This window comes from Rhizobium sp. NPDC090279, assembly GCF_044769665.1.
Taxonomy (GTDB): Bacteria; Pseudomonadota; Alphaproteobacteria; order Rhizobiales; family Rhizobiaceae; genus Rhizobium.
Genome location: NZ_JBIVYI010000006.1, coordinates 324,380 through 344,275, shown reverse-complemented (window position 1 = coordinate 344,275; position 19,896 = coordinate 324,380). Strand labels below are relative to the sequence as shown.

The 19,896-nt window shown below is 59.7% G+C and carries 19 protein-coding genes; 11 read left to right on the top strand and 8 right to left on the bottom strand.

Annotation, left to right across the window (positions count from 1 at the left end):
• Positions 1-3 precede the first annotated feature (3 nt).
• From ACIQWP_RS17325 to ACIQWP_RS17310, 4 genes are all read left to right on the top strand, one after another.
• The gene (locus ACIQWP_RS17325; protein WP_402789443.1) at positions 4-1,026 is read left to right on the top strand and encodes a LacI family DNA-binding transcriptional regulator; all 1,023 of its coding nucleotides are present in this window, start codon (positions 4-6) and stop codon (positions 1,024-1,026) included.
• A 206-nt stretch (positions 1,027-1,232) separates the two neighbouring features.
• A complete protein-coding gene (locus ACIQWP_RS17320; RefSeq protein WP_402789440.1) occupies positions 1,233-1,601 on the top strand; it encodes a hypothetical protein in 369 nt (122 codons plus the stop codon).
• 242 nt (positions 1,602-1,843) lie between these two features.
• Positions 1,844-2,668 (top strand): hypothetical protein, encoded by an 825-nt coding sequence (locus ACIQWP_RS17315; protein ID WP_402789437.1) that lies wholly within the window; start codon positions 1,844-1,846, stop codon positions 2,666-2,668.
• 117 nt (positions 2,669-2,785) lie between these two features.
• Complete coding sequence (locus ACIQWP_RS17310; RefSeq protein ID WP_402789434.1) at positions 2,786-3,211, top strand: hypothetical protein; 426 nt, start codon at positions 2,786-2,788, stop codon at positions 3,209-3,211.
• A gap of 6 nt (positions 3,212-3,217) precedes the next feature.
• On the opposite strand, the gene ftrA is transcribed toward ACIQWP_RS17310, so the two are convergent.
• Positions 3,218-4,261, bottom strand: a complete 1,044-nt coding sequence (gene ftrA / locus ACIQWP_RS17305) for a transcriptional regulator FtrA (protein WP_402789432.1) — start codon at positions 4,259-4,261, stop codon at positions 3,218-3,220.
• A gap of 108 nt (positions 4,262-4,369) precedes the next feature.
• On the opposite strand from ftrA, the gene ACIQWP_RS17300 reads away from it, so the two are divergent.
• The gene (locus ACIQWP_RS17300; RefSeq protein WP_402789429.1) at positions 4,370-4,990 is read left to right on the top strand and encodes a glutathione S-transferase; all 621 of its coding nucleotides are present in this window, start codon (positions 4,370-4,372) and stop codon (positions 4,988-4,990) included.
• Between the two features lie 131 nt (positions 4,991-5,121).
• The gene (locus tag ACIQWP_RS17295) at positions 5,122-5,499 is read left to right on the top strand and encodes a hypothetical protein (protein WP_402789426.1); all 378 of its coding nucleotides are present in this window, start codon (positions 5,122-5,124) and stop codon (positions 5,497-5,499) included.
• Between the two features lie 138 nt (positions 5,500-5,637).
• Here the strand turns inward: ACIQWP_RS17295 and ACIQWP_RS17290 are convergent, their stop codons facing one another.
• The 3 genes from ACIQWP_RS17290 to ACIQWP_RS17280 all read right to left on the bottom strand — a co-directional run bounded on the left by ACIQWP_RS17290 (position 5,638) and on the right by ACIQWP_RS17280 (position 7,867).
• On the bottom strand, positions 5,638-6,075 hold the full coding sequence (locus ACIQWP_RS17290) for a VOC family protein (RefSeq protein ID WP_402789424.1): 438 nt from the start codon (positions 6,073-6,075) through the stop codon (positions 5,638-5,640).
• Positions 6,076-6,269: 194 nt separating this feature from the next.
• The gene (locus tag ACIQWP_RS17285) at positions 6,270-6,491 is read right to left on the bottom strand and encodes a hypothetical protein (protein WP_402789422.1); all 222 of its coding nucleotides are present in this window, start codon (positions 6,489-6,491) and stop codon (positions 6,270-6,272) included.
• 272 nt (positions 6,492-6,763) lie between these two features.
• Entirely contained in the window at positions 6,764-7,867 is a 1,104-nt protein-coding gene (locus tag ACIQWP_RS17280) for a helix-turn-helix domain-containing protein (RefSeq protein WP_402789419.1), read from the bottom strand.
• Between the two features lie 680 nt (positions 7,868-8,547).
• On the opposite strand from ACIQWP_RS17280, the gene ACIQWP_RS17275 reads away from it, so the two are divergent.
• Positions 8,548-9,585, top strand: a complete 1,038-nt coding sequence (locus ACIQWP_RS17275; protein WP_402789416.1) for a dipeptidase — start codon at positions 8,548-8,550, stop codon at positions 9,583-9,585.
• Between the two features lie 45 nt (positions 9,586-9,630).
• Here ACIQWP_RS17275 and ACIQWP_RS17270 read toward each other — a convergent pair whose 3' ends face one another.
• Positions 9,631-10,998: a cytochrome P450 gene (locus ACIQWP_RS17270; RefSeq protein WP_402789413.1), complete on the bottom strand. Its 1,368-nt coding sequence runs from the start codon at positions 10,996-10,998 to the stop codon at positions 9,631-9,633.
• A 107-nt stretch (positions 10,999-11,105) separates the two neighbouring features.
• On the opposite strand from ACIQWP_RS17270, the gene ACIQWP_RS17265 reads away from it, so the two are divergent.
• From ACIQWP_RS17265 to ftsZ, 4 genes are all read left to right on the top strand, one after another.
• Entirely contained in the window at positions 11,106-11,777 is a 672-nt protein-coding gene (locus tag ACIQWP_RS17265) for a TetR/AcrR family transcriptional regulator (protein ID WP_402789410.1), read from the top strand.
• A gap of 218 nt (positions 11,778-11,995) precedes the next feature.
• The gene (locus tag ACIQWP_RS17260) at positions 11,996-13,039 is read left to right on the top strand and encodes a substrate-binding domain-containing protein (RefSeq protein ID WP_402789407.1); all 1,044 of its coding nucleotides are present in this window, start codon (positions 11,996-11,998) and stop codon (positions 13,037-13,039) included.
• Positions 13,040-13,111: 72 nt separating this feature from the next.
• The gene (locus tag ACIQWP_RS17255; protein ID WP_402789404.1) at positions 13,112-14,317 is read left to right on the top strand and encodes an acyl-CoA dehydrogenase family protein; all 1,206 of its coding nucleotides are present in this window, start codon (positions 13,112-13,114) and stop codon (positions 14,315-14,317) included.
• A 378-nt stretch (positions 14,318-14,695) separates the two neighbouring features.
• Positions 14,696-15,703 (top strand): cell division protein FtsZ, encoded by a 1,008-nt coding sequence (gene ftsZ, locus ACIQWP_RS17250; RefSeq protein WP_402789401.1) that lies wholly within the window; start codon positions 14,696-14,698, stop codon positions 15,701-15,703.
• Between the two features lie 86 nt (positions 15,704-15,789).
• Here ftsZ and ACIQWP_RS17245 read toward each other — a convergent pair whose 3' ends face one another.
• From ACIQWP_RS17245 to ACIQWP_RS17235, 3 genes are all read right to left on the bottom strand, one after another.
• The gene (locus tag ACIQWP_RS17245; RefSeq protein ID WP_402789399.1) at positions 15,790-17,007 is read right to left on the bottom strand and encodes an SfnB family sulfur acquisition oxidoreductase; all 1,218 of its coding nucleotides are present in this window, start codon (positions 17,005-17,007) and stop codon (positions 15,790-15,792) included.
• Between the two features lie 174 nt (positions 17,008-17,181).
• Complete coding sequence (locus tag ACIQWP_RS17240) at positions 17,182-18,471, bottom strand: NAD(P)/FAD-dependent oxidoreductase (RefSeq protein WP_402789396.1); 1,290 nt, start codon at positions 18,469-18,471, stop codon at positions 17,182-17,184.
• 130 nt (positions 18,472-18,601) lie between these two features.
• On the bottom strand, positions 18,602-19,858 hold the full coding sequence (locus tag ACIQWP_RS17235; RefSeq protein ID WP_402789393.1) for an ABC transporter substrate-binding protein: 1,257 nt from the start codon (positions 19,856-19,858) through the stop codon (positions 18,602-18,604).
• Between the last annotated feature and the right edge of the window lie 38 nt (positions 19,859-19,896).

Below are 19,896 nucleotides of genomic sequence, written 5' to 3'. Positions count from 1 at the left end.
GGGATGCGCAAACCCACTCTGGAAGAAGTCGCGATCGAAGCGGGCGTCAGCAAGATGACGGCATCGCGTGCGCTTCGCGGTGTTGCAGACGTCTCCGGCGAGACACGCGACAGAGTGATCGAGGCGGCGACGCGGATAAACTATGTGGGCAACAGGCTGGCGCTCTCGCTGTCCGCGCAGCGCACCAATCTGGTCGCCGTCGTCGTTCCCAGCATGTCGAATATCGTCTTTCCAGAGGTGCTTGCCGGTATTTCCGCCGGGCTGGACGGTTCCGGCATGCAGGCCGTGTTCGGCATATCCGACTATGATGTGGCAAAGGAGCGGGCGATCATTCGCGACATGCTCTCCTGGCAACCCTGCGCCATCATCGTCACCGGGCTCGATCAACCTGAAGAGACGGTGGACTTGCTCCGCCATGCCAATATTCCGGTCATTCAGCTGATGGATCTCGATGGCACGCCGATCGATTTCAATGTCGGCTTGTCACATGGTGCGGCGGGCGAAGATATGGCCCGAGCGCTGATCGCGGCCGGGCGACGGCGGTTTGGCTATGTCGGCAGCGCGCTGGGTAGGGATCTGCGGGCGGGCAAGCGCAAGGACGGCTTCGAGCGCGTATTGCATTCGCATGGTCTCGGCTTTGCCGAGCAACGGATTGACGATGCCTTTTCCTCAATCGCGCTCGGCAAACAGCTGACAATGGCGATGCTTGCGGCGGTGCCGGATCTCGATTGCATCTATTATTCCAACGACGACATGGCGAGCGGCGGATTGTTTGCCTGCATGCAGCTGGGCGTTGCAGTTCCCCAGAAGATCCTGATCGCCGGCTTCAACGGGCTGGACCTGATCAGTTCTTTACCGGCGCCGATCGCAACGTCTTGCTCGCCCCGGCGCGCAATCGGCGAGGTTGCGGCGCAACTGGTGCGGCAGGCGGTGGCGACAGAACAGCATGCGGCGCGGAAAACCATCGTGTTCAAGCCGACAATCGTCGGAGTTGATGACTATGTGACCGCCGGCCGCGCTTCCTAATCTCCCAATAAGGCAATTCTCGCGAAGGAGCGATGAAAGTCGAAGCCTTGCCAGCACGCGATAGGGACCAATATCCCCTTCTTTGGTTGCTTGAACTCGGGAACCGTGGCGCCCCTTGACGGCTTCTCTTGCTCGGCACGACATGCTCTTCTCAAGCAAAGGATCTTCGAGAATGCGTTTCCCCCAGTCTACGATTTGTCAGTGCCATGGTCGCCATCTCATCGGGTGTGTGGGCTGCCGGCTTTGAAAACATCGTCATTTCCGCCAAGGAAGGTTCGGAACCAGCGCAAGCCAGTTTCGCCCCGAATACGCCGAAGATTTTTGTTTCCGCGCATCTGACCAAGGAGGTGTCGTCGGGGAGTGAGGTGAATATCGCATGGATTGCCGTCGACACCGGCGGAGCGGCGCGGCCGAACTACAAGATCGACAGTGTCGATCTGCACATCGGCTCCCTGATCAACAATGTGAAATCAGCGATGACGAAACCAAACAACGGTTGGCCCGTCGGGAGCTACGAGATCGAGTTTTCCGTCGATGGCAAAGTGATGGAAAAGACCGATTTCACTATTAAATGAGCCACACGCATAGTCGCGGCCGGCGGGCGAAACCGGCTCCGTTGTCGGGATGCACATCGGCGGCATTTGGGTGTGGGCTTGATGCGCCTTGACGCATGCATGATGGCATGCGGCACTGTAAGGCTACGCTTAGCAATAAGATTTCCCGGAAAATTCACGATTTGGAAACATTCGGAAACCGGCACGGCAAAACGATCGGATAGATCGTCAAGAGTTTACCTTGCTTTGGAGTCCGATTGCCGATGTTCCTTACCAATCCGTGGCAGCGGGAAGAGTTGAGCCATATCGTTGTCACCACCTTCAATGAGAAGGGCTATCGTGAATACGGCAAGAAATGCATCGAGACCTTCCTTGCCTGCTGGCCGAAAGATGTTTCTCTGGTCGTCTATGCCGAGGATGTCGAAATCGAGGAGAAGGATCGGCGTCTTCTGGTGTTCGACCATTGCAAGTCCCTGTCCCGGCTGCGCGATTTTCGCGAGGCCCATGGCAACAATCCGCAGGCAAATGGCTATATTCCGTCACGCAATGGGCTGGTGCGTGATTTCCGTTGGGATGCCGTGCGTTTTTCCAACAAGGTCTTTGCCATTGCCGATGCTATCAGGCGCTATCACGGCATGGTCGATCAACTGATATGGCTTGATGCCGATACGGTGACCCATAGAGCGATTCCGAAGAGCTTTCTCGATGGGATCGCGCCGCGCGGAAATCAGCTTGCCGCCTATCTGAACAGGCGAATCTACCCCGAATGCGGATGGGTGGGATACAATCTGCGCCATCCGGCAATATTGACCTTTGTAGACCGCTTCGAAGGCGCCTATTCCTCGGGCTATTTCCTGACGATGAAGGAAACTCATGACAGCTTCGTCTTCTGGAAAGTGCTTCAGCAGATGGAAAGAGACAAGGAAGCCAAGTTCAGGCGGCTCGGCTCGAGCCTGACGAAAACCCATGTCTTCATCAACAGCGTTTTGGGTGGCTATCTGGATCATTTGAAGGGCGACAGGAAGGCTGATGGAAAGAGCCGCCGTCGTGATCTCAAATGGCATAGACGCGAGGCGTGGTGGCAATGATTTCCGGCTGTCAGCGGCCGTGAAAGGTCCTACGCCTACTGGGCATGGTAGCGTACGAGTGGTTGTCAGTTCGAGTGCGTGGTACTAATCTGGGTAGCGCTGAGGGATTGGGAATTCATGCAAGGCGATTCGATCCTGCCGACGGAGATCGCGGTTTCACTCGGCTTGCTATGCAATATTGGCGCTCCCCTCTTGGCCTTTTGGGTCGCGGGAAAATTACCTCGGTTCCGCCTTTGGATTCATGGCGCAGCTTTCGTCGCGATACTGGCCTCGCCTGTGACGGCCATGATCCTCGGGCTGCCCGATCTGCTCCCCGAAGAGGAAGAAAGCCCCGGCGCTCGTTTTGCATTTCTGCCCCTGATCGTCGAAGCGGCCATCATCGTGCTGCTCTACTGCCTGGCGGGGGCGATGTTTCTGTCCCGGTCGGTTCATTCGGCAATCACGGACTGGCACGATGGAGATCGGTTTTCGCAAGTGAGCGCGCGCCCCCGCCGCGCAGCTGAAAGTAGATCTTATGTCTCCAAGAGGTCAAAATCGCGATAGATATCGCTAGTCGAACCCAGGATTGGCGACGGCAACCAAACAGCCTTCGAACTCATTCTCATCCAACGTGCGCGATTTTTGCTCGATACCGGCGCTGCGGAATCGCGATCGATAGGCCGCCGGTGACAATCCGGCGCTTGCACGAAAATGGTGGCGGAAGTTCGTGGCGCTTCCCAGGCCGATATGTGTCGCAACGACCGAAACGGGAAGACTTGTCTCCTCCAGAAGCTCGCGCGCTCGGGCGAGACGCTCGTTCAGGAGCCATTCCCCCGGTGGGGTCCCCGTGGCTTCGCGAATGTGGCGATGGAGGCTTCGCACGCTCATGCAGGCTTCCTCTGCCATGCGCTCGACGCTCCATTGTTGGACAAGGCTTCCTCGGATCGTATCCAGCAGTGCGGACAGTCGCGTGGGACCGCGCGCCGCGACCGGCCGCTCGATGAACTGCGTTTGGCCGCCCTCGCGGTGGGCGGCAACGACAAGACGCCGGGCCACGCTGTTGGCCGCCTTGGCGCCGAAATCCTTGCGCACGATATGAATGCAAAGATCGAGCCCGGCGGCACTGCCGGCCGATGTCAATATGTCGCCTTCGTCGACATAGAGGGAATGCGGTTCGACATCGATCTCCGGATAGCCGGCCGCAAGCCTTCTGGCGTGATGCCAATGGGTCGTGGCGCGCCTGCCGGAGAGCAGGCCGGTTTGAGCCAGCACGAAGGCTCCTCCGCATATCGACACCAGCCGGGCGCCTCTTGCATGCGCCTTGCGCAGTGCGTTGAGGAATGGCCCGGGAACTGCGGCGTCCGGCGCACGCCAACCGGGTATGACGATCGTATCGGCCTGATCGAACAGCTCAAGGCCGCCGTCCGAATTGACGGTGAGGCCGCCGGCAGCCCGAATGTGTCCCGGTTCTATCGCCGCCGTCATGCAGCGATACCAGCCCGGACCCATTTCCGGCCGCGACAATCCGAACACTTCGAAAGCGCATCCGAATTCGAACGTGCAGAGCTGGTCATAGGCGGCAATGACGACAAGCGGATTGCTGTTCTTTGGCATGATCCTTGCGGTAATGGCTTTTTCGGCCACTGGCAATAGCTGTCTGCACAGGACTAGTATTTCCCATGGATCGCGTGGCGGTCCTTGTGATCGAGCAAGGGAACGGTGATGGATATGAGACTGATCGGAATGTTGGACTCGCCTTTCGTCAGGCGTGTGGCGATCTCGCTTCGCGCGCTCGATATCGCGTTCGTGCACGAGCCGCTTTCCGTCTTCCGGGCTTTCGAGGCCTTCGCCGATATCAACCCTGTCGTGAAGGCGCCGACGCTCGTTACAGGTGATGGGATCGTCTTGATGGAATCAAGCCTGATACTCGAGCATGCCGAGCGCATCGCCGTGCCCGGGCGTAGTCTCATGCCTTTCGATCCGCAGGCCCAGGTCCGTTCTCTGCGGATCGTCGGCCTTGCCCTGGCAGCGTGCGAAAAGACGGTTCAGATTGTCTACGAACACAATCTGCGCCCGGCCGAAAAGCAGCACCGGCCCTGGCTCGATCGGGTCCATGGCCAGCTTGCCGCGGCATATCGCCTGCTGGAAGCTGAAATGCCGAAGGCGGATTCCTGGCTCTTCGAAACGCGGCCGCTGCAGGCGGACATCACCAGTGCGGTTGCGCTTCGTTTCACACGCGAGATGCTGCCCGATGCCGTCGACGCAAAGGCCTGTCCGCGCCTTCATGCGCTCTCGGCGCGCGCCGAGGCTAGCGAAGAGTTTCGTGCCTTTCCCTTCAGCTGAGAGATGCCGGGTGGAGTGCGCTGTGGTTTTGCGGCAGCATGCACCATCGGGCTCCGGCAGCGTTCAGGCGGAGTTCATGCGAATCGGAGTATCTCTTCCCTGTCCACAAGACAGGAAATGGGGGTAAGGGAATGCTTGAACGTTTGGTACGGATTTCGCGTGTTGCAGTGGTCGGACTGGCCGCGTTGCAGCTGATGACCTCTGTCGCCGCAGCTCAGTATTATGGTGGCGATGATGGCTACGCACCGCCGCCCTGGCAACGCGACCAAGGTCGGGACTGGAGAGGCCCGCCGCGCGATCGTGATCGTGATCGTGACGGCGATCGGGGTTGGGATCGCGATCGGGGCTGCGACAGGCGTGAGCTGATGCGTGCCGCGCGCTCCGAAGGTTTCCGGCGCATCGATTCGATCGATAGCAACGGGCGGCGCATCGTCGTTCGCGGCTGGAATGACGGCGGCCCCGACCGCATGGTCTTCGCTAATCGGCGCGGTTGCCCGGTTATCAACTAACGCTCGAAATAGTGCGTAAGCGGAAGCCGATTGCGGATCGGCCTCCGCCTACTTTCACGGCAGCGCATGCTTTCGACTGGCTGAAAGGGATGCGTTTGCCGCGACCGTTGAATTTTGCGATGGTCTCCTCGCGCGCTTTCAGGCGACAGCGAACCTCTTTGTCGTGGCAATGACGTCGTTGATTTGCTCAGATTTGGCAGATGTTTCGGCGTTGATATCCTGCGACCTGACCCGGAATTGCCAAAATATGCCCCACGGATCTCTCACGTGTCCGCGATCGTCCGCATGGTCTGTTCCCAGTGCATGCCGCAAACGATCCGCCTCGTCTTGTGTCGCGCACTCGACGGTGATGAAGGAGCAATGATCCGAGCGATCGAACGGCCCTGCCTCGAAGCCCATATAGGGGCGATTTCCAAGTGTGAAGCCGGCGAACTTTACGCTACCGGCCGGCCCATTCGCATTGTCGGTTAGAATATTTGAGACCCATCCGGCTGCTGAACCTGGAATAAGCGCCGTATAGAGTTCGATCGCTGTTTCCATGTCATGCCGGAACCAGAGATGTTGCCTGACCTTCATCGTGACTCGCTTTCTGCAAATCTTGCCTTGACGGGGCAGGGCATGAAGGAGGCATGCTTGCTGCTTGTTGAATAAATTTCATGCCGTCGATGACCCGCCTCTTGTTGTGTTGAGCGGTGTCACCGACGGCATGCTGAAGAGTTGCTTCTAACCGTTCGTGCTCACCCCTGCGGAGCGCGGACGGACACGCAACACTATTTGTCCGCAACTCTAACAGCGAGGGCCATCACATAATCATCGGCAATATCGGCCAGGGTCAAAGCGACCTCCGGTTCATTCCAGCCGGCGGCGAGCATCATTTGAACGAAATCACGAAAAGCCACTTCAAGGACTTCTTCGCGCTCGACTGCACGGTATGCGTCATTGACTGGATGCTGAGGCTTGCTGATCTCGATTGTCTGGCGAGTCGATACCATTGCTGTTTTCCCTATGACTTGCCCCGGTGGACGCAGGGTACATTAACCAAACACTAGGGCTTCGGTGTCCAAGCGACTATTCCCCTTCATTTTTAATGAGTTACGCATCATATGTCGTTAGCCGTGCATCCAGAAACTTGCAGCAGCGTCCATTTTCGCGATTGCTGAAGTGCGGTATTCTGGCCTGCCTGTGGATTGGCGAGGGAGCACGCGCCATTGACGCGCGCGCCGAGCGGCCGCGCTAACGTCCAAAGCGCATGAGAATTCGCTGTCTAGTGATAATAGCCGAGCGTTTTCAGCCACTCGTCGAAGGAATGGCTGCTGTCGGACGTCGCCGGCGAGATGACCTGCCCGAGATAGCGCGGAATGGTGAGGTTTCTGGCCTCACGAGGGCTGTAGCCGAATTCCTTGCCGAAGGCCCGGCTGAAGTGCGCAGCCGATGAAAACCCGACGGCAAAGGCGATGTCGACGATCTGCTCGCGATTGGCAGGATCGCTGAGGGCTGCATGGGCAGAGAGGAGACGGCGGCGCTGAATATAGTGATGCACGCCGCCATATTGCTCGAATATCTGATAGAGCCTGGTACGGGATATGCCGAGCTCGCGGCAGATGCGCTCGACCGTCAGATCCCCTGAGTTGAGATTGCCTTCGACGAACCGCCGCACGCGCTCAGTCACGGCGAGGGTGCTATGCTGCTCCATGCCGGTCGATTGAGCCGCTGATGTCGAAACGGAAGCCACAATCATATTGCGTACCGTCTGAACGACATGCGGCAGGTCGGTGGCTGCAAAGCGCGGAAGATTGTCTTCGACGCTATCGAGAAACTGGATCAGCATATTGGTGAATACGCCGGAGAGAGCGGCGTTGTTCTCGATCTCCACGGGTGTGGGAACGTCAAACAGCAGCGCTCTCGGCAGAAACAGCGAAAGCGTTTTCGCCTCGGTGGACCGCCCGCGAAAAGGATGTCCCAAAGATCGCAGCTCCACCTTGCCCGGCTTGCCCTCCAGAACACGGCTATCGACCTCTGTCCAGGTGCGGCCACTGCTCAGCAAGGAAATGTGCCAGTGATCGATGTGATTGGTTTTCGCTTTCGCCTGTGACCGCATGTAGCTGTGGGGCGGCGTGTCCTGTTGAACGATGAGCATGCCGCCGAGATTCCAGGCGATGTGGTCCGCAGCGAAGCCGGCTTCCGGCGAGACATTATCCGGCAGTCGGACGTCGGCCACGGGAGCGACATAGGCCTGCCAGGCGGCAAATTGCTCGGCCGGCTCGATGTCGCGAGTCGAGAACTTCAATGGCTGCAAGGCTGGCGGAGGCAGCGCTTCCTCTGTCGCCGCTTCCTCCTGTCGCGGAAAGCGCCGCCGATCTGACTGCAAGGATTTTCTGTCCTTGCGCCATGGCTGTTCCTTCGTCTCGTCTGACGCAGATTCGGATCGTTCTTCGCGTCGCAAATCAGACAATCCGGTCTCCTCGAACACCACCGGGGCAGAAAATGGGCATCGCCGTCAACTCTTCATCCACGACCAGGGGATACTGACCCCTGCTTCGATCGGATAGGGTCTGAAACCTGTCTCGAGCTGTCCTCTTCCGCGAGCCGGAATGCCGCAATCCCTGCCGTGTCTCTTCAGCTCTTTTATCACACTAAGGCTTTCATTTGCTGCGCCTTTTCGAAAAGGCAAGCCTTACGGGTCGTCAAACTTATATTCCCGCTGCAATTGTCCCAAAATATGGCAATTGACAGAGCCCGCCTGTGTCGCGCCAATACATTTTATTGGTCTGATGCGGCGAAAGGATTGTATCCTCCGCGCCGGCTCTTCCAAGTGAAAGCGAAAGCTCGCTTTATGTGGGCGATTTTGCAAATCGGTCCAAAACCGTTCCGCTTTTGGCACGTCCGGCTTGGCACGGCTCGGCCGCTATCGTATTTTCCCGACGTTCTTTGACCCTGTGTCTTGCGAGCGACCAGTTCCGTTCTTCGCAGACCGCGTGCGTGGTTTGCATTTGCCCATCCCGCCAAGCCTACCCACGCAGATATCAACTGCAGTTTTTGGAATGAGACATGACCGAATCTTCGATAATCCCCGTCTTTGATGGCCACAACGACGTGCTGCTCCGGCTGCGCCGTGGCGGCTTGAATTCCGTCAACGCTTTCCTGAATGGCGAAGCTGCTGGACATATCGATCTGCCCCGCGCCCGTCATGGCGGCTTGGCAGGCGGGCTCTGCGCCATATTCATCCCGTCGCCGGATCAGCCTAAGCCAGAGAACGGCGATTTCGCGACCCCTGCCCAGCCCGACGCGCTGAATGAAACCCTGGCCATGGCGCGGCTTCTTCTCGCGATCGAGGCCCGGTCGGAAGGAGCGGTGAAAGTTTGCCGCTCGGCCGCCGACATCAAGCAGTCGATCGCCGAAGGCCAGTTCGCTGCCGTGTTCCATATCGAAGGCGCGGAAGCGGTCGCCGCCGATCTCGATGCCCTTTATGTCTTGCATCAGGCCGGCCTGCGCACGCTTGGACCCGTCTGGAGCCGTTCGAACGTCTTTGCCCATGGCGTGCCTTTCCGCTTCCCCTCGACGCCGGATATCGGCCCGGGCCTCACCGACGCCGGCAAGGACTTGATTCGCGCCTGCAACGAACTCAGGATCATGATCGATCTCTCGCACATGAACGAGCAGGGCTTCTGGGATATTGCGAAATTGTCTAATGCGCCGCTGGTCGCCTCGCATTCCAATGCCCACGCGCTTTCCCCGCACAGTCGCAACCTGACCGACAGGCAGCTTGATGCGATCCGCGACACCGGCGGTCTGGTCGGCATCAACTTCGGCGTGCTCTTCCTGCGTGACGATGGCGTGAGGAATGCGGATACGCCGCTCGATATCCTCGTTCGCCACGTCGCCTATATCGCCGAGCGGATCGGCATCGAGCATGTGGCGCTCGGTTCCGATTTCGACGGCACGACCATTCCGGCGGCGCTCGGCGATGCGAGCGGCCTGCCGAAGCTGATCGACGCTCTGCGCGCGCATGGCTTCGACGACGGGGCGCTCGCGAAGATCGCGCATCAGAATTGGGTTCGTGTCCTCGAGCAGACCTGGGGCGGCTGAGGCGAAACGCTCTCGCTTCTGCTGAAGGTGGAGCAGCCGGCTCGTCTATCGCTCGATAAGATTGATCGATAGCGGATGCATCGGCCGCAATGTGACCTTCATGACTGGCTTCGGCGAGGGCTCGTTCGAGCCGGTCACACGGAATTTCTGCAAAAGGACAGCAAGGATGGCGACCGCTTCCATCACGGCAAAGCCGTTGCCGATGCAGACGCGCGGACCGGCGCCAAAGGGCATGAAGGCGTAGCGATGGCGGTTTTTGGCCGCCTCTGGTTCGAAACGATCGGGATCGAAGATCTGCGGATCTTCCCAAAGGTCGGCATGATGATGCACTGCATAGATCGGCACATAGATGATCGTGCCGGCCGGGATCGTATAGGCGCCGATGGTAAAATCACGCACCACTGCGCGCGAGATGATCGGTGCCGGCGGATAAAGCCGCATGGCTTCGGAAAAGACCTGTCTGGCATAGGTAAGCTTGCCGACATGCTCGGCAAGCAATAGGCCGCCGCCGGTCACCTCGGCGATCTCTTCGAAGAGCTTCGCCTGGCAGTCGGGGTGGCGGGCGAGAAGATGGAAGGTCCAGGCAAGGCCGAGCGCCGTGGTCTCGTGTCCGGCCGTAATGAAGGTCATCAGATTGTTGATGACCTCCTCGTCAGACATCATGCGGCCGGTTTCGGGGTCGGCGGCTTCGAGCAGCATGGAAACCAGATCGCTTCTTTCCTCGCCGCTTCGCCGCCGCTCGGCGATTACCGTTCCAAGGGTCGCTCGCAGGAAAGCGACGGCCGCTCGCGCCTTCTCCTTGCCGGGATGGGGCATCCAGTCGGGCAGGCCAAGAAGGCCGATCGCGAATTTCCATCCTGTCGGCTTCAGAAAATTGGTGATGTTGCGCTCGACCTTGTCGACATCGATGCCATCGCCACCCGACATCATCGTTTCGACGATAATATCGAAGGTGGTACGCATCATTTCCTGGCACAGGTCGAGGGAGGCATTCTTGTGGGCGAGCCAGAGGTCGCGCCTGCGCCCGGCGGCTGCAATCATGGCCGGCTGAAGTTCGAGAAGCTTTTCATGGCGAAAGGCGCCGGCCACGGATTGGCGCTGCCATTTCCAATGCGCGCCATCGGATGTAAGTATGCCGTTGCCAAGCGCAGGACCCAGGACGCGGCGTACATCGTCGCCTTTGCCGAGCGCATCGGAATTGCGAACCAACGTCTGATAGATGAGCTCCGGTTCGGCGAGATAGACACGCATTTTGCCGCCCATCCGGGTAAAAACCACGGGCTTGGTGAAAATTTCCGGCGGCAGCGCCTCGAGCGGATTGCGGATCAGTGACAAGAGGACATGCGGCATCGAGCGCGGGGTGAGTGGATACGTCGTCTGCGGGAGATCGGCACCGTTCGCGTGTGCATTCATCCTTCAGTCTCCTTGTTCAGCCCGGCGGATGCCTGTAGATCAGCATTAAGGTATTTGCCTTACAGAGAATAAGGTGGATACCTTAGGGCTTCAAGGGGGGAACCGACATGACTGCCAACAAAGGCAAGACGACGGAGGCGGCGGCGCGGCCCGATACGCGCGAACGAATCCTCGTCTCGACACTGTCGCTCTTCAACCTCAAAGGCCCGGAGGCGGTGACCACGGCGGAAATCGCCAAGTCCGTCCACATCAATCAGGGCAACCTCTACTATCATTTCCGCACCAAGGAATCGCTGGTGCTGGCCCTGTTTTCCCGCTTCGAGGCTGATGCGTTGGCGCTCGTCAGGCAGGCCGATACGGTCCAGGGAGCGGATTCGAAAGCCTATGCCGGTTTTCTGCGCAAATGGTTCTCGCTCGTCTGGACCCACCGTTTCCTGTTTCGCGATATTCCCGGTCTGCTGGCAATCGCACCGGGATTGAGAGCGCCGATCCTGATGGTCAGCGCCGGTATGCGTGTTTCCGTCGATGCCATCTTTCAGCGCATGGAGGATGCCGGGCTGATTAGCGCCGCCGCGGATGATCGCAAGGCACTGATGACCAATATGCGGATCGTTGCGACCTATTGGGCCGTCTATCTCGGCCTTCAGGAAGGGGTTGGCGATCTTACCCCCCAGCATGTGCATTGGGGGCTCAGTCAGGTCGCAAGCCTGTTACGCCCCTATCTTTCGCTCGAGGCGAGGGCGGATCTCGAGGAGATGCTCGCGGAGCCTTTTGCCTGAGGTCTATCCGTCTGGGTCTGAATTGGGGGAGGCGGCTCATTTACGGGGCAAGTCCTTGCCGCCAACCATTCCGCCGACGAACAAAGAATCTCCGAAGCTAGCGAAAATCGGATGAATTAATCTACTAAAAGCATAGAGATTATATCTAATAATCATATGCGTCGCAGGGTTATCTGTCCGTCAGACGACGCTTCCGATGGATCGTGAGGATCGCGACGATGAGACTTATCACACGGCTTGCCCTGTCGGCCGTTACTCCGCTTTTTCTTGCGCAGGCGGCGTTGGCTGGCGGTGTGAATGGCGCCCCCGCGCCCTTTGACAAGGGTGGCGTGAAGATCGCCTTGGTCAGCTACATATCCGCCGGCGACTTCTTCCAGGCCTATCAGGCCGGCGCTGAAGCACAGGCGAAGGCGCTCGATATCGATCTGCGCGTCTTCCCCGGGCGTCAGGACGCTGCCGCGCAGCGCGAACAGATTCTCCAGGCGATCAATCTCGGCGTCTCCGCCATCGTCATCGACCATGGCCTGCCGGAATCGCTCGGCGATGTCGTTCAGCAAGCGCTCGACAAGGGCATCAAGGTCGTGGCATTCGACGTCAATCTCAACAATCCGAAGATCCCGCAGGTCGAACAGAGCGACCACGAGCTTGCCGATCTCGCCTTGAAGCAGATCGCCAAGGAGAATGGCGACAGTTTCAAGGCAGGCTATGTCTACGTCGCTGGTTTCGCGCCGCTCGACCGCCGTAACGAGGTCTGGGAAACGTTCAAGAAGCAGAATGTCGGCGTGGTCGAAAAGGCCCGTTTCGGCAATGTCAGCGATACCACGGCGACCTCGACCGCCGATCAGGCCAAGGCAGCGCTCGCGGCCAATCCCGATATATCAGTCATCTTCGCGCCCTACGATGAATTCGCACGCGGTGTGAAGCTTGCCGCCACGGATCTCGGCATCGCCAATAAGCTGAAGATCTATTCGGCTGATGTATCGACGGCCGACATTCAGGAGATCACCGAGCCGGGCAGCCCTTGGGTTGCGACCGTCGCGACCAACCCTGCCGTCGTCGGCGCTGTCTCCATTCGTGCTGCCGCCCTGCAGGTGGCAGGCCAGGATGTTCCGCATCAGATCACCGTCAAGCCGACACTGCTGACGCAGGAGGGGCTTCGTGCGGCCAACGTCCAGACGATCGAGGAACTGGCCAAGAAAGTTCCGGCCTTCAGCGCCAGCGATGCGGTGACCGCCAGCTGGATACCGGACAAGCTTTTCTAAGCGGCCGTCCTCGATTTGCCGGCGGGACCTTCCGATCCCGCCGGATTACGTCCATGAACCGGAGTTCATATCATGAGCCAGTCCAACGTCGTCTTCGCGAGCGATCGAAACGCCACGCGGGAGGATTTCTTTGCCAGGGCCGAAGAGATTGCTGCGGATCTCTCCAAGCGTGCCGCAGAGCTTGATCGCGAAGGTCGGCCGCCGCTCGGCGAAATCGTCAAACTGAAGAATACCGGGCTACTGAACGCGCTGCATGACGCGCAGATCGGCGGCGGCGGTCTCGATTGGGTGGATGGCTTGCGGCTGGTGCGCATTCTTGCACGCGGTGAAAGCTCCATCGGCCAGCTTCTCGGCTATCACTACGTCAATAGCCAATATATCAATTGGGCTTTCGACGAGGCGCGCGCGCAGGAACTCGGCGGCAAGACGGTTGCCAACAGCCTTTACTGGGGCGCTGCGGTCAATCCGCGCGATCCCGGCCTCGTGCTGACGCGCCGCGGCAACGGCTATGTTCTGAATGGCCGCAAATCCTTCTCCACGGCAGCGCATGTCTCCGATTATATCAATGCCAATGCCGCGCTTGATGACAGGATCGTCGGCTTTGCCGTTCCCACCAATCGGGCTGGCTACAAGGCCAATGACGACTGGGATAATTTCGGTCAGCGCCTTTCCGATAGTGGCAGCGTCGAGTTCCACGACTTCCCTGTCTATGAGGAGGATCTGGACAGGGCGGCAACAGTCGGCAGCGAGGCGCCGGTGCTTGCGACCTTCAATACGCCGCTTATCCAGCTGGTCTTCGTGAACTTCTATCTCGGCACGGCCGAAGGCGCATTGCGCGAGGCTGTCGATTATGTCCGCACCACGACGCGGCCCTGGATCACGTCCGGCGTCGAGCGTGCATCGGACGATCCGTATATTCTCGAGCGTGTCGGTGAATTCACCGCCGCCTTGAAGGCATCGGCTGCCTTGGCCGATAGTGCTGCCGTCGTGGTTCAGGAGGCGCTCGCACGGGGCCACAAGGCGACGGCGCGGGAACGCGGCGAGGCGGCGGCCGAAGCCTATGCGGCGAAGGTGAACGCCACGCATGTCTCTCTCGATGTCACCGCCCGGGTTTTCGAGCTCACTGGCGCGCGTTCGACCGCCGAAAAGCATCGCTTCGACCGCTTCTGGCGCAATGTCCGGACGCACACCTTGCACGATCCTGTCTTCTACAAGGCCAAGGAAGTCGGGGAGTTCATTCTCAACGACAAGATCCCCGAGGTGAGCCTCTACAGTTGAATGCCGAGGGGAAGACGTCGCGCAATCTGAAAAGCGGGTGGGGTCGCAGTCCATGTCGGCGATGACTCCACCCATACTCAAGATCGATCACCGCGACCGGCTTTCAATGCGGGTTTGACCGAGGTCAAAACCCACCGCGGCTTTGTGCGCACTCCCCCGGTGTGGGCTTCACACGATGCCGGGATGATGCATCTTTCGATATTTGCCTCACAAATCCTGTGTTCAACTCATTATTCTGTGGAGGGCGGCCGGCACACGCCGCAATGCGCACACGTTCCTCACTAGGATCTCTTCGCTCGCGCGAATCGCTCCGGTGTCCGCTTTGACAAGCGGCAGGCGATCGCGATCGAGAATGAAATTGATCCAATGGAGTTCTTTATGCCCGATATCCGCACCCCACTCTCCGAGGTTATACCGAAGATTTCCGTTGTGGGTGTCGGCGGTGGCGGCGGCAACGCGATCAACAATATGATCGCGGAAAAACTTCAGGGCGTCGAATTCATCGCGGCAAATACGGATGCGCAGGCGCTGGCGATGTCGAAAGCGACGAGACGCATTCAGTTGGGCGCACAGGTGACGGAAGGTCTCGGTGCCGGCTCCCTGCCGGAAATCGGACGCGCGGCCGCTGAGGAATCCATTGATGAGATCATGGATCATCTCCAGGGCACGCATATGTGCTTCATCACGGCCGGAATGGGCGGCGGCACCGGAACAGGTGCCGCCCCGATCATCGCTCAGGTCGCGCGGCAGGCGGGCATCCTCACGGTCGGCGTCGTCACCAAGCCCTTTACGTTCGAAGGCAACCGACGCATGCGTACCGCCGACGAAGGTATCGAGCGCCTGCGCGAAAGTGCCGACACCGTCATCGTCATTCCCAACCAGAACCTGTTTCGCATTGCGGATGCCACGACCACCTTCGCCAATGCTTTTGTGACGGCAGACCGGGTCCTCTATGCGGGTGTCAGCTGCATCACCGATCTGATTATCAAGGAAGGCCTCATCAACCTCGACTTCGCCGACGTCAAATCCGTCATGCGTGGAATGGGTCGAGCCATGATGGGAACGGGCGAGGCGACGGGGCCGGGCCGCGCCTTGAAAGCCGCGGATGCCGCCGTTGCCAACCCGCTCCTGGACGACATGAGCATGAAGGGCGCCCGCGGCGTGCTGATCTCCATTTCCGGCGGCACGGACATGACGCTGTTCGAGGTCGACGAGGCCGCCAGCCGCATACGCGACGAAGTCTTCGCGGATGCCGATATCGTTGTCGGCGCGATCTTCGACAGGAACCTCGATGGCGTCTTCAGGGTATCGGTCGTTGCAACCGGTCTGGAAGGTCTCGCGGCCTCCGCTAGTCAGTCCGGGGAAATCAATGCGGATCGGTACTGATAGGCTCCTGCCTGGTTGCCCTGATTTAACCCTCTAATGCTATTGAAGCCCCGGCGCCCGCGGCGGGGCTTTTGTCTGCCTATCCGTCAGAGCGCACCATTCTTCGGCGGAGTGACGTCGTTGAGGTGGTAATTGCCGACGACGTGATATTTCCAGCGAACGGGATCATGAAGCGTATGCGTGCGGGCATTGCGCCAGTGCCGGTCGAGATTGAGGTCGAGCTTGACCGATGCCGTTCCGGCAAGCTCGAACAGCGTGTTCGTCGCCTCGATGGCGATTTCCGTCGTCAGCACCTTGGCCGCCGCAACAGCGAGCGTCGCCTCGACCACCCTTTTTTCCGTCGTCTCGACCTGGGCGGCATCGACCTTGCGGCCGGCGCGCTCGATGGTCGCGGTTGCAGCCTCCAGTCGGATAGCGATCTGCCCGACCTTGGCGATCGTCAGCGGATCGTCGGTCGCGCGCTCCACGCCGCTATCCGTCCAGGGGCGCGATCTGGTTTTTACGAAATCCAGTGTTTCGGCGAAGGCGGCTCTTGCGATGCCGAGATCGACGCCGGCATGGATGATCTGACCGACCGAGCCGATCGTCGTCGGGCGTTCGAAGCCTTTGTGATGCAGGACGACGTGGTCGGCATTGACGTAGACATTATTGAGAGCCGTAGTGCCGCTACCGGTCGTGCGCTGCCCGAAGCCATCCCAGTCATCGATGATTTCGACGCCTTCCGTGCCCCTTGGAACGAAGGCCATGACCAGCTTGTCGGCCTCGTCCAGCGCGAAGACGGTCACCCAGTCGGCAAAGAGAACGCCTGTCGAATAGAATTTGCGGCCGTTGATGCGATAGCCCGGACCGTCGCGGGTAATACGGGTGTTGTAGTGCCCGACGGTCTTCGTGCCGCGCTCGGACAGCGCGTTGCCGAAACGATCGCCGGCAAGCGCGCGGCCGAAGAAGTAGCGCTTCTGATCTTCCGAGCCGTCGACACGCAAGGCTTCGAGGATGTAGAAATGATTCTGCGGGATCTGGCCCAGCGAGCCATCGGCCTGTGCCAGAATCGCCGTGATCTCGGCCAGAATGGCATTCGAGACATCCAGGCCGCCATACTCCTCTGGAACGGTAATCGCCAGCAATCCGGATTGTGACAGCGCATCCATCTCGGCAAACGGAAGCAGCCTTTCGCTGTCACGCTCCGAGGCGTTTGCGGCAAAACGTGCGGCCAGTGCCTGCGCAACGGCCAGCGCCTGTTGCTCGGTCTCCAGCAAGTCGGCTTCGGGATGCGTGGCGTTGATATGGTGCAATTGCGCGTTCATAGGCAGGCTCCGATTTCATTCGGCGCCACGATGCAGCATTCAAAGCCGGGCTACGAGGAAAGGCATTTCGTTTTTGGGGATGTGGTCGCGTCTTAATTTCTTTCTCTATAGAATTAATGGTCAATTACTGCCTGAGGCTGTGTCGGCGACGATAAAGATGGATCTTCCGGCCGACTATCGGCGCCCGGCTCGCCAATCATCGAAGCGTGCGTGCGCCAGCGCAAGCGAGGCGACGACCGGTGCAAAACCGTGGAATGGCAGAGGACGGCTGGATTGGAGCGGGATCGGCAGGGAGCCCGCCGTTTCGCCAAGTGCCAATCTCGCAAGCGTTCGGCCGAGCTGTGCCGTCATGGCGATGCCGCGGCCATTGCAGCCGATCCCTCCGAAGAAGCCATCGCCGAAACGGTAAAGACGCGGCAGGAAGTCCGGCGTCATGATCGCGGTTCCGGTCCAGACGATCTCCACGCCGGGATGACGCGGTAGGCGGAGTTCGGATGCGAGCCGGTCGACAATGGCGCGGCCGACCCGTTCGAAGGCGCCAATCGGATTGATGGCCATGCCGCCACTGATCAGCCTGTTGTCGCGATCGAGCCGGTAGGTGAAGAGATTGGAGCGCGTGTCGCCGACGGGCCGGCGATGCGGAGCGATCCGTGCAACGGTGTCGTCATCGACCGGCTTTGTTGCGACCTGATAGACCTTCAGCGGCACGCCGGTTCGGCCCATGCGCGCGGCTATGCCATCGGTAAAGGCGTTGGTGGCGAGGATGACGACATCCGTTTCGATTTCGCGACCGGCGAGGCTGACGCGCCAGGTACCGCCATGTCGTTCGACGCCTTCGACCCTGCCGTTCTCGCAGATCGCGCCGCCGCGCCGGATCACGGCACGCGCAAGCCCATAGAGATAACTCAATGGATGAATGGTGCCGCCGGAATGATCAAGCAATCCGCCGGAATAGATCTCCATGCCTGTTTCGTTTTGGATGACGCGTGCGTCGAGAAATTCAACGGGACGGCCAAGCTCCGTCCAATCCTTTGCTCGTTGACGCAAGATTGCAGCCATGTCGTCGCCATAGGCCGGTTGCAGCCAGCCGGTCTGTGCCGCGTCGCAAGAAATCTCTTCTGATGCAATCGTTGCAAAGACATCGTCGGCGCCCGCGCCGACCAACGACAATAGGGCGTCCGCCTTATCGCGCGCCAGCTTCTGGCGGACAGTTGCTGGATCTGCCTTGGCGAAGTTCGGGACGACGAAGCCGGCATTCATGCCGCTCGCGCCGGCGCCCAGCCGCCCGGCCTCGAGGACGGTGACGGATCGGCCGGAACGGGCAAGGTGAAGCGCTGCGGTCAGGCCGGTGAAGCCGCCGCCAATCACGATGACGTCCGAGCGGGAAGGTGTGGTGCTAGAAAGTTCGGGCGCTGACCCCGCCGTCAGCGTCCACAAGGTCGGATTGGCAACGTTGCTGGCCATCAGCGGATGATCTCTCAATAACTATGCCGGATGGCGGTGTCGACCGATCAGCCGCTAAAGGGGGTTACGCCAGGATGTCTTCGCGCGAGGCGCGTCCGTTGGTGCGCCTCGCCGTTTATGGAAAGGATGCCTACTTGATCTTGTCCTTGAGCGCGGCGACGTCCTCCATCGACAGCTGGCCATCGGTGGCGACCTTGCCGTCGGCAATCTTCCAAAGGCGGAAGGGGCCGGTGATATCACCATACTGATCGAAGGAGACCGGTCCGATGACGCCTTCATAGCGGATTGGCTTGCCTTCCTTGATCAGGCCAAGCGCCTTGGCGAACTCTTCCTTGCCGGCATAGATCGGCGTGCCCTTCGGATCGACGGCCTTGAACATCGCATCCTTTACCTTGGATGTGTCGTCGCCGGCGATCGCCAGCGCAAGGCCGACGATCGCGCCGGCATCGTAGGCGCGGTCCGCGGCCGGGTTGGTCGGCTCGATGCCTGAGAAATCCTTGTAGTTCTTGTTGAAGTAATCGGTCGATGGCGTCGGTGTCGTGCCCGAGGAGGTGCCGTAGGCCTCTTTCAGATAGTCGGCGCCGACGGAATCGATGAAGTCCGGGCTGTTCATGCCGTCGTTGAGCAGGAATTTCTGCGGGCCGCCTTGCGAGATCCAGGTACGGGCAATGGTCGCGCCGTCGACCGGTGTGCTGACGAGATAAAGACCATCCGGATCACCGCCCATGCCGGCTGTGACTTCGGAGGCATAGCTCGACTGCTTCTCATTATAAGGCGTGGTCGAGACGATCGTGCCGCCGAGCGCCTTGTAGGCCTTGGAGAATTCCGCGACCATGTTGACGCCGAAGTCGTTGTTGACGTGGATGATCGCAAGCTTCTTGAAGCCCTTGTCGATCGCATATTTGGCGGCCGCAATACCCTGCAGCGAATCCGAGGTGATGGTGCGGAAGAAGATGCCGTTGGTCTTGCCGTCGTGGCCAAGCGCCGTCAGCGTCGGCGAGGAGGCGGCGGGCGATACTTGCACGATCTTGGCAGGTGCCGTCACCGAGGTCAGGATCGGGATCGTGACCGAGGAGATGATGCCGCCGATGATGGCCGGCACCTTCTTCACCTGCACGAGCTGCGTGGCCGCATCGACGGCAACATTGCCCTGGCTCTGGCTGTCGCGCGTATCCGTCACGAGATCGCATCCATGCACGCCACCGGCGGCATTGATATCGCGGAAGGCCATTTCGACGGACTTGGCGCCCGCCTGGCCGTATTCGCCGGCGGGGCCGGTCAATTCCATCACCAGGCCGACCGTTACCTTGCAGTCTGCGGCATTGGCGGCGCCGGCTGCGGTAAGGAGCGCGAGAGCCGTGGTGATTTGAAATATCGTCTTCTTCATCTTTGTTCCCCTTGTTCGGTCAACGATTTTCGCTTCTG

Coding starts and splice junctions, on each gene's coding strand:
- ACIQWP_RS17325 (WP_402789443.1), top strand. CDS start 4: ATGCGCAAACCCACTCTGGAAGAAGTCGCGATCGAAGCGGGCGTCAGC.
- ACIQWP_RS17320 (WP_402789440.1), top strand. CDS start 1,233: ATGGTCGCCATCTCATCGGGTGTGTGGGCTGCCGGCTTTGAAAACATC.
- ACIQWP_RS17315 (WP_402789437.1), top strand. CDS start 1,844: ATGTTCCTTACCAATCCGTGGCAGCGGGAAGAGTTGAGCCATATCGTT.
- ACIQWP_RS17310 (WP_402789434.1), top strand. CDS start 2,786: ATGCAAGGCGATTCGATCCTGCCGACGGAGATCGCGGTTTCACTCGGC.
- ftrA (WP_402789432.1), bottom strand. CDS start 4,261: ATGCCAAAGAACAGCAATCCGCTTGTCGTCATTGCCGCCTATGACCAG.
- ACIQWP_RS17300 (WP_402789429.1), top strand. CDS start 4,370: ATGGATATGAGACTGATCGGAATGTTGGACTCGCCTTTCGTCAGGCGT.
- ACIQWP_RS17295 (WP_402789426.1), top strand. CDS start 5,122: ATGCTTGAACGTTTGGTACGGATTTCGCGTGTTGCAGTGGTCGGACTG.
- ACIQWP_RS17290 (WP_402789424.1), bottom strand. CDS start 6,075: ATGAAGGTCAGGCAACATCTCTGGTTCCGGCATGACATGGAAACAGCG.
- ACIQWP_RS17285 (WP_402789422.1), bottom strand. CDS start 6,491: ATGGTATCGACTCGCCAGACAATCGAGATCAGCAAGCCTCAGCATCCA.
- ACIQWP_RS17275 (WP_402789416.1), top strand. CDS start 8,548: ATGACCGAATCTTCGATAATCCCCGTCTTTGATGGCCACAACGACGTG.
- ACIQWP_RS17270 (WP_402789413.1), bottom strand. CDS start 10,998: ATGAATGCACACGCGAACGGTGCCGATCTCCCGCAGACGACGTATCCA.
- ACIQWP_RS17265 (WP_402789410.1), top strand. CDS start 11,106: ATGACTGCCAACAAAGGCAAGACGACGGAGGCGGCGGCGCGGCCCGAT.
- ACIQWP_RS17260 (WP_402789407.1), top strand. CDS start 11,996: ATGAGACTTATCACACGGCTTGCCCTGTCGGCCGTTACTCCGCTTTTT.
- ACIQWP_RS17255 (WP_402789404.1), top strand. CDS start 13,112: ATGAGCCAGTCCAACGTCGTCTTCGCGAGCGATCGAAACGCCACGCGG.
- ftsZ (WP_402789401.1), top strand. CDS start 14,696: ATGCCCGATATCCGCACCCCACTCTCCGAGGTTATACCGAAGATTTCC.
- ACIQWP_RS17245 (WP_402789399.1), bottom strand. CDS start 17,007: ATGAACGCGCAATTGCACCATATCAACGCCACGCATCCCGAAGCCGAC.
- ACIQWP_RS17240 (WP_402789396.1), bottom strand. CDS start 18,471: ATGGCCAGCAACGTTGCCAATCCGACCTTGTGGACGCTGACGGCGGGG.
- ACIQWP_RS17235 (WP_402789393.1), bottom strand. CDS start 19,858: ATGAAGAAGACGATATTTCAAATCACCACGGCTCTCGCGCTCCTTACC.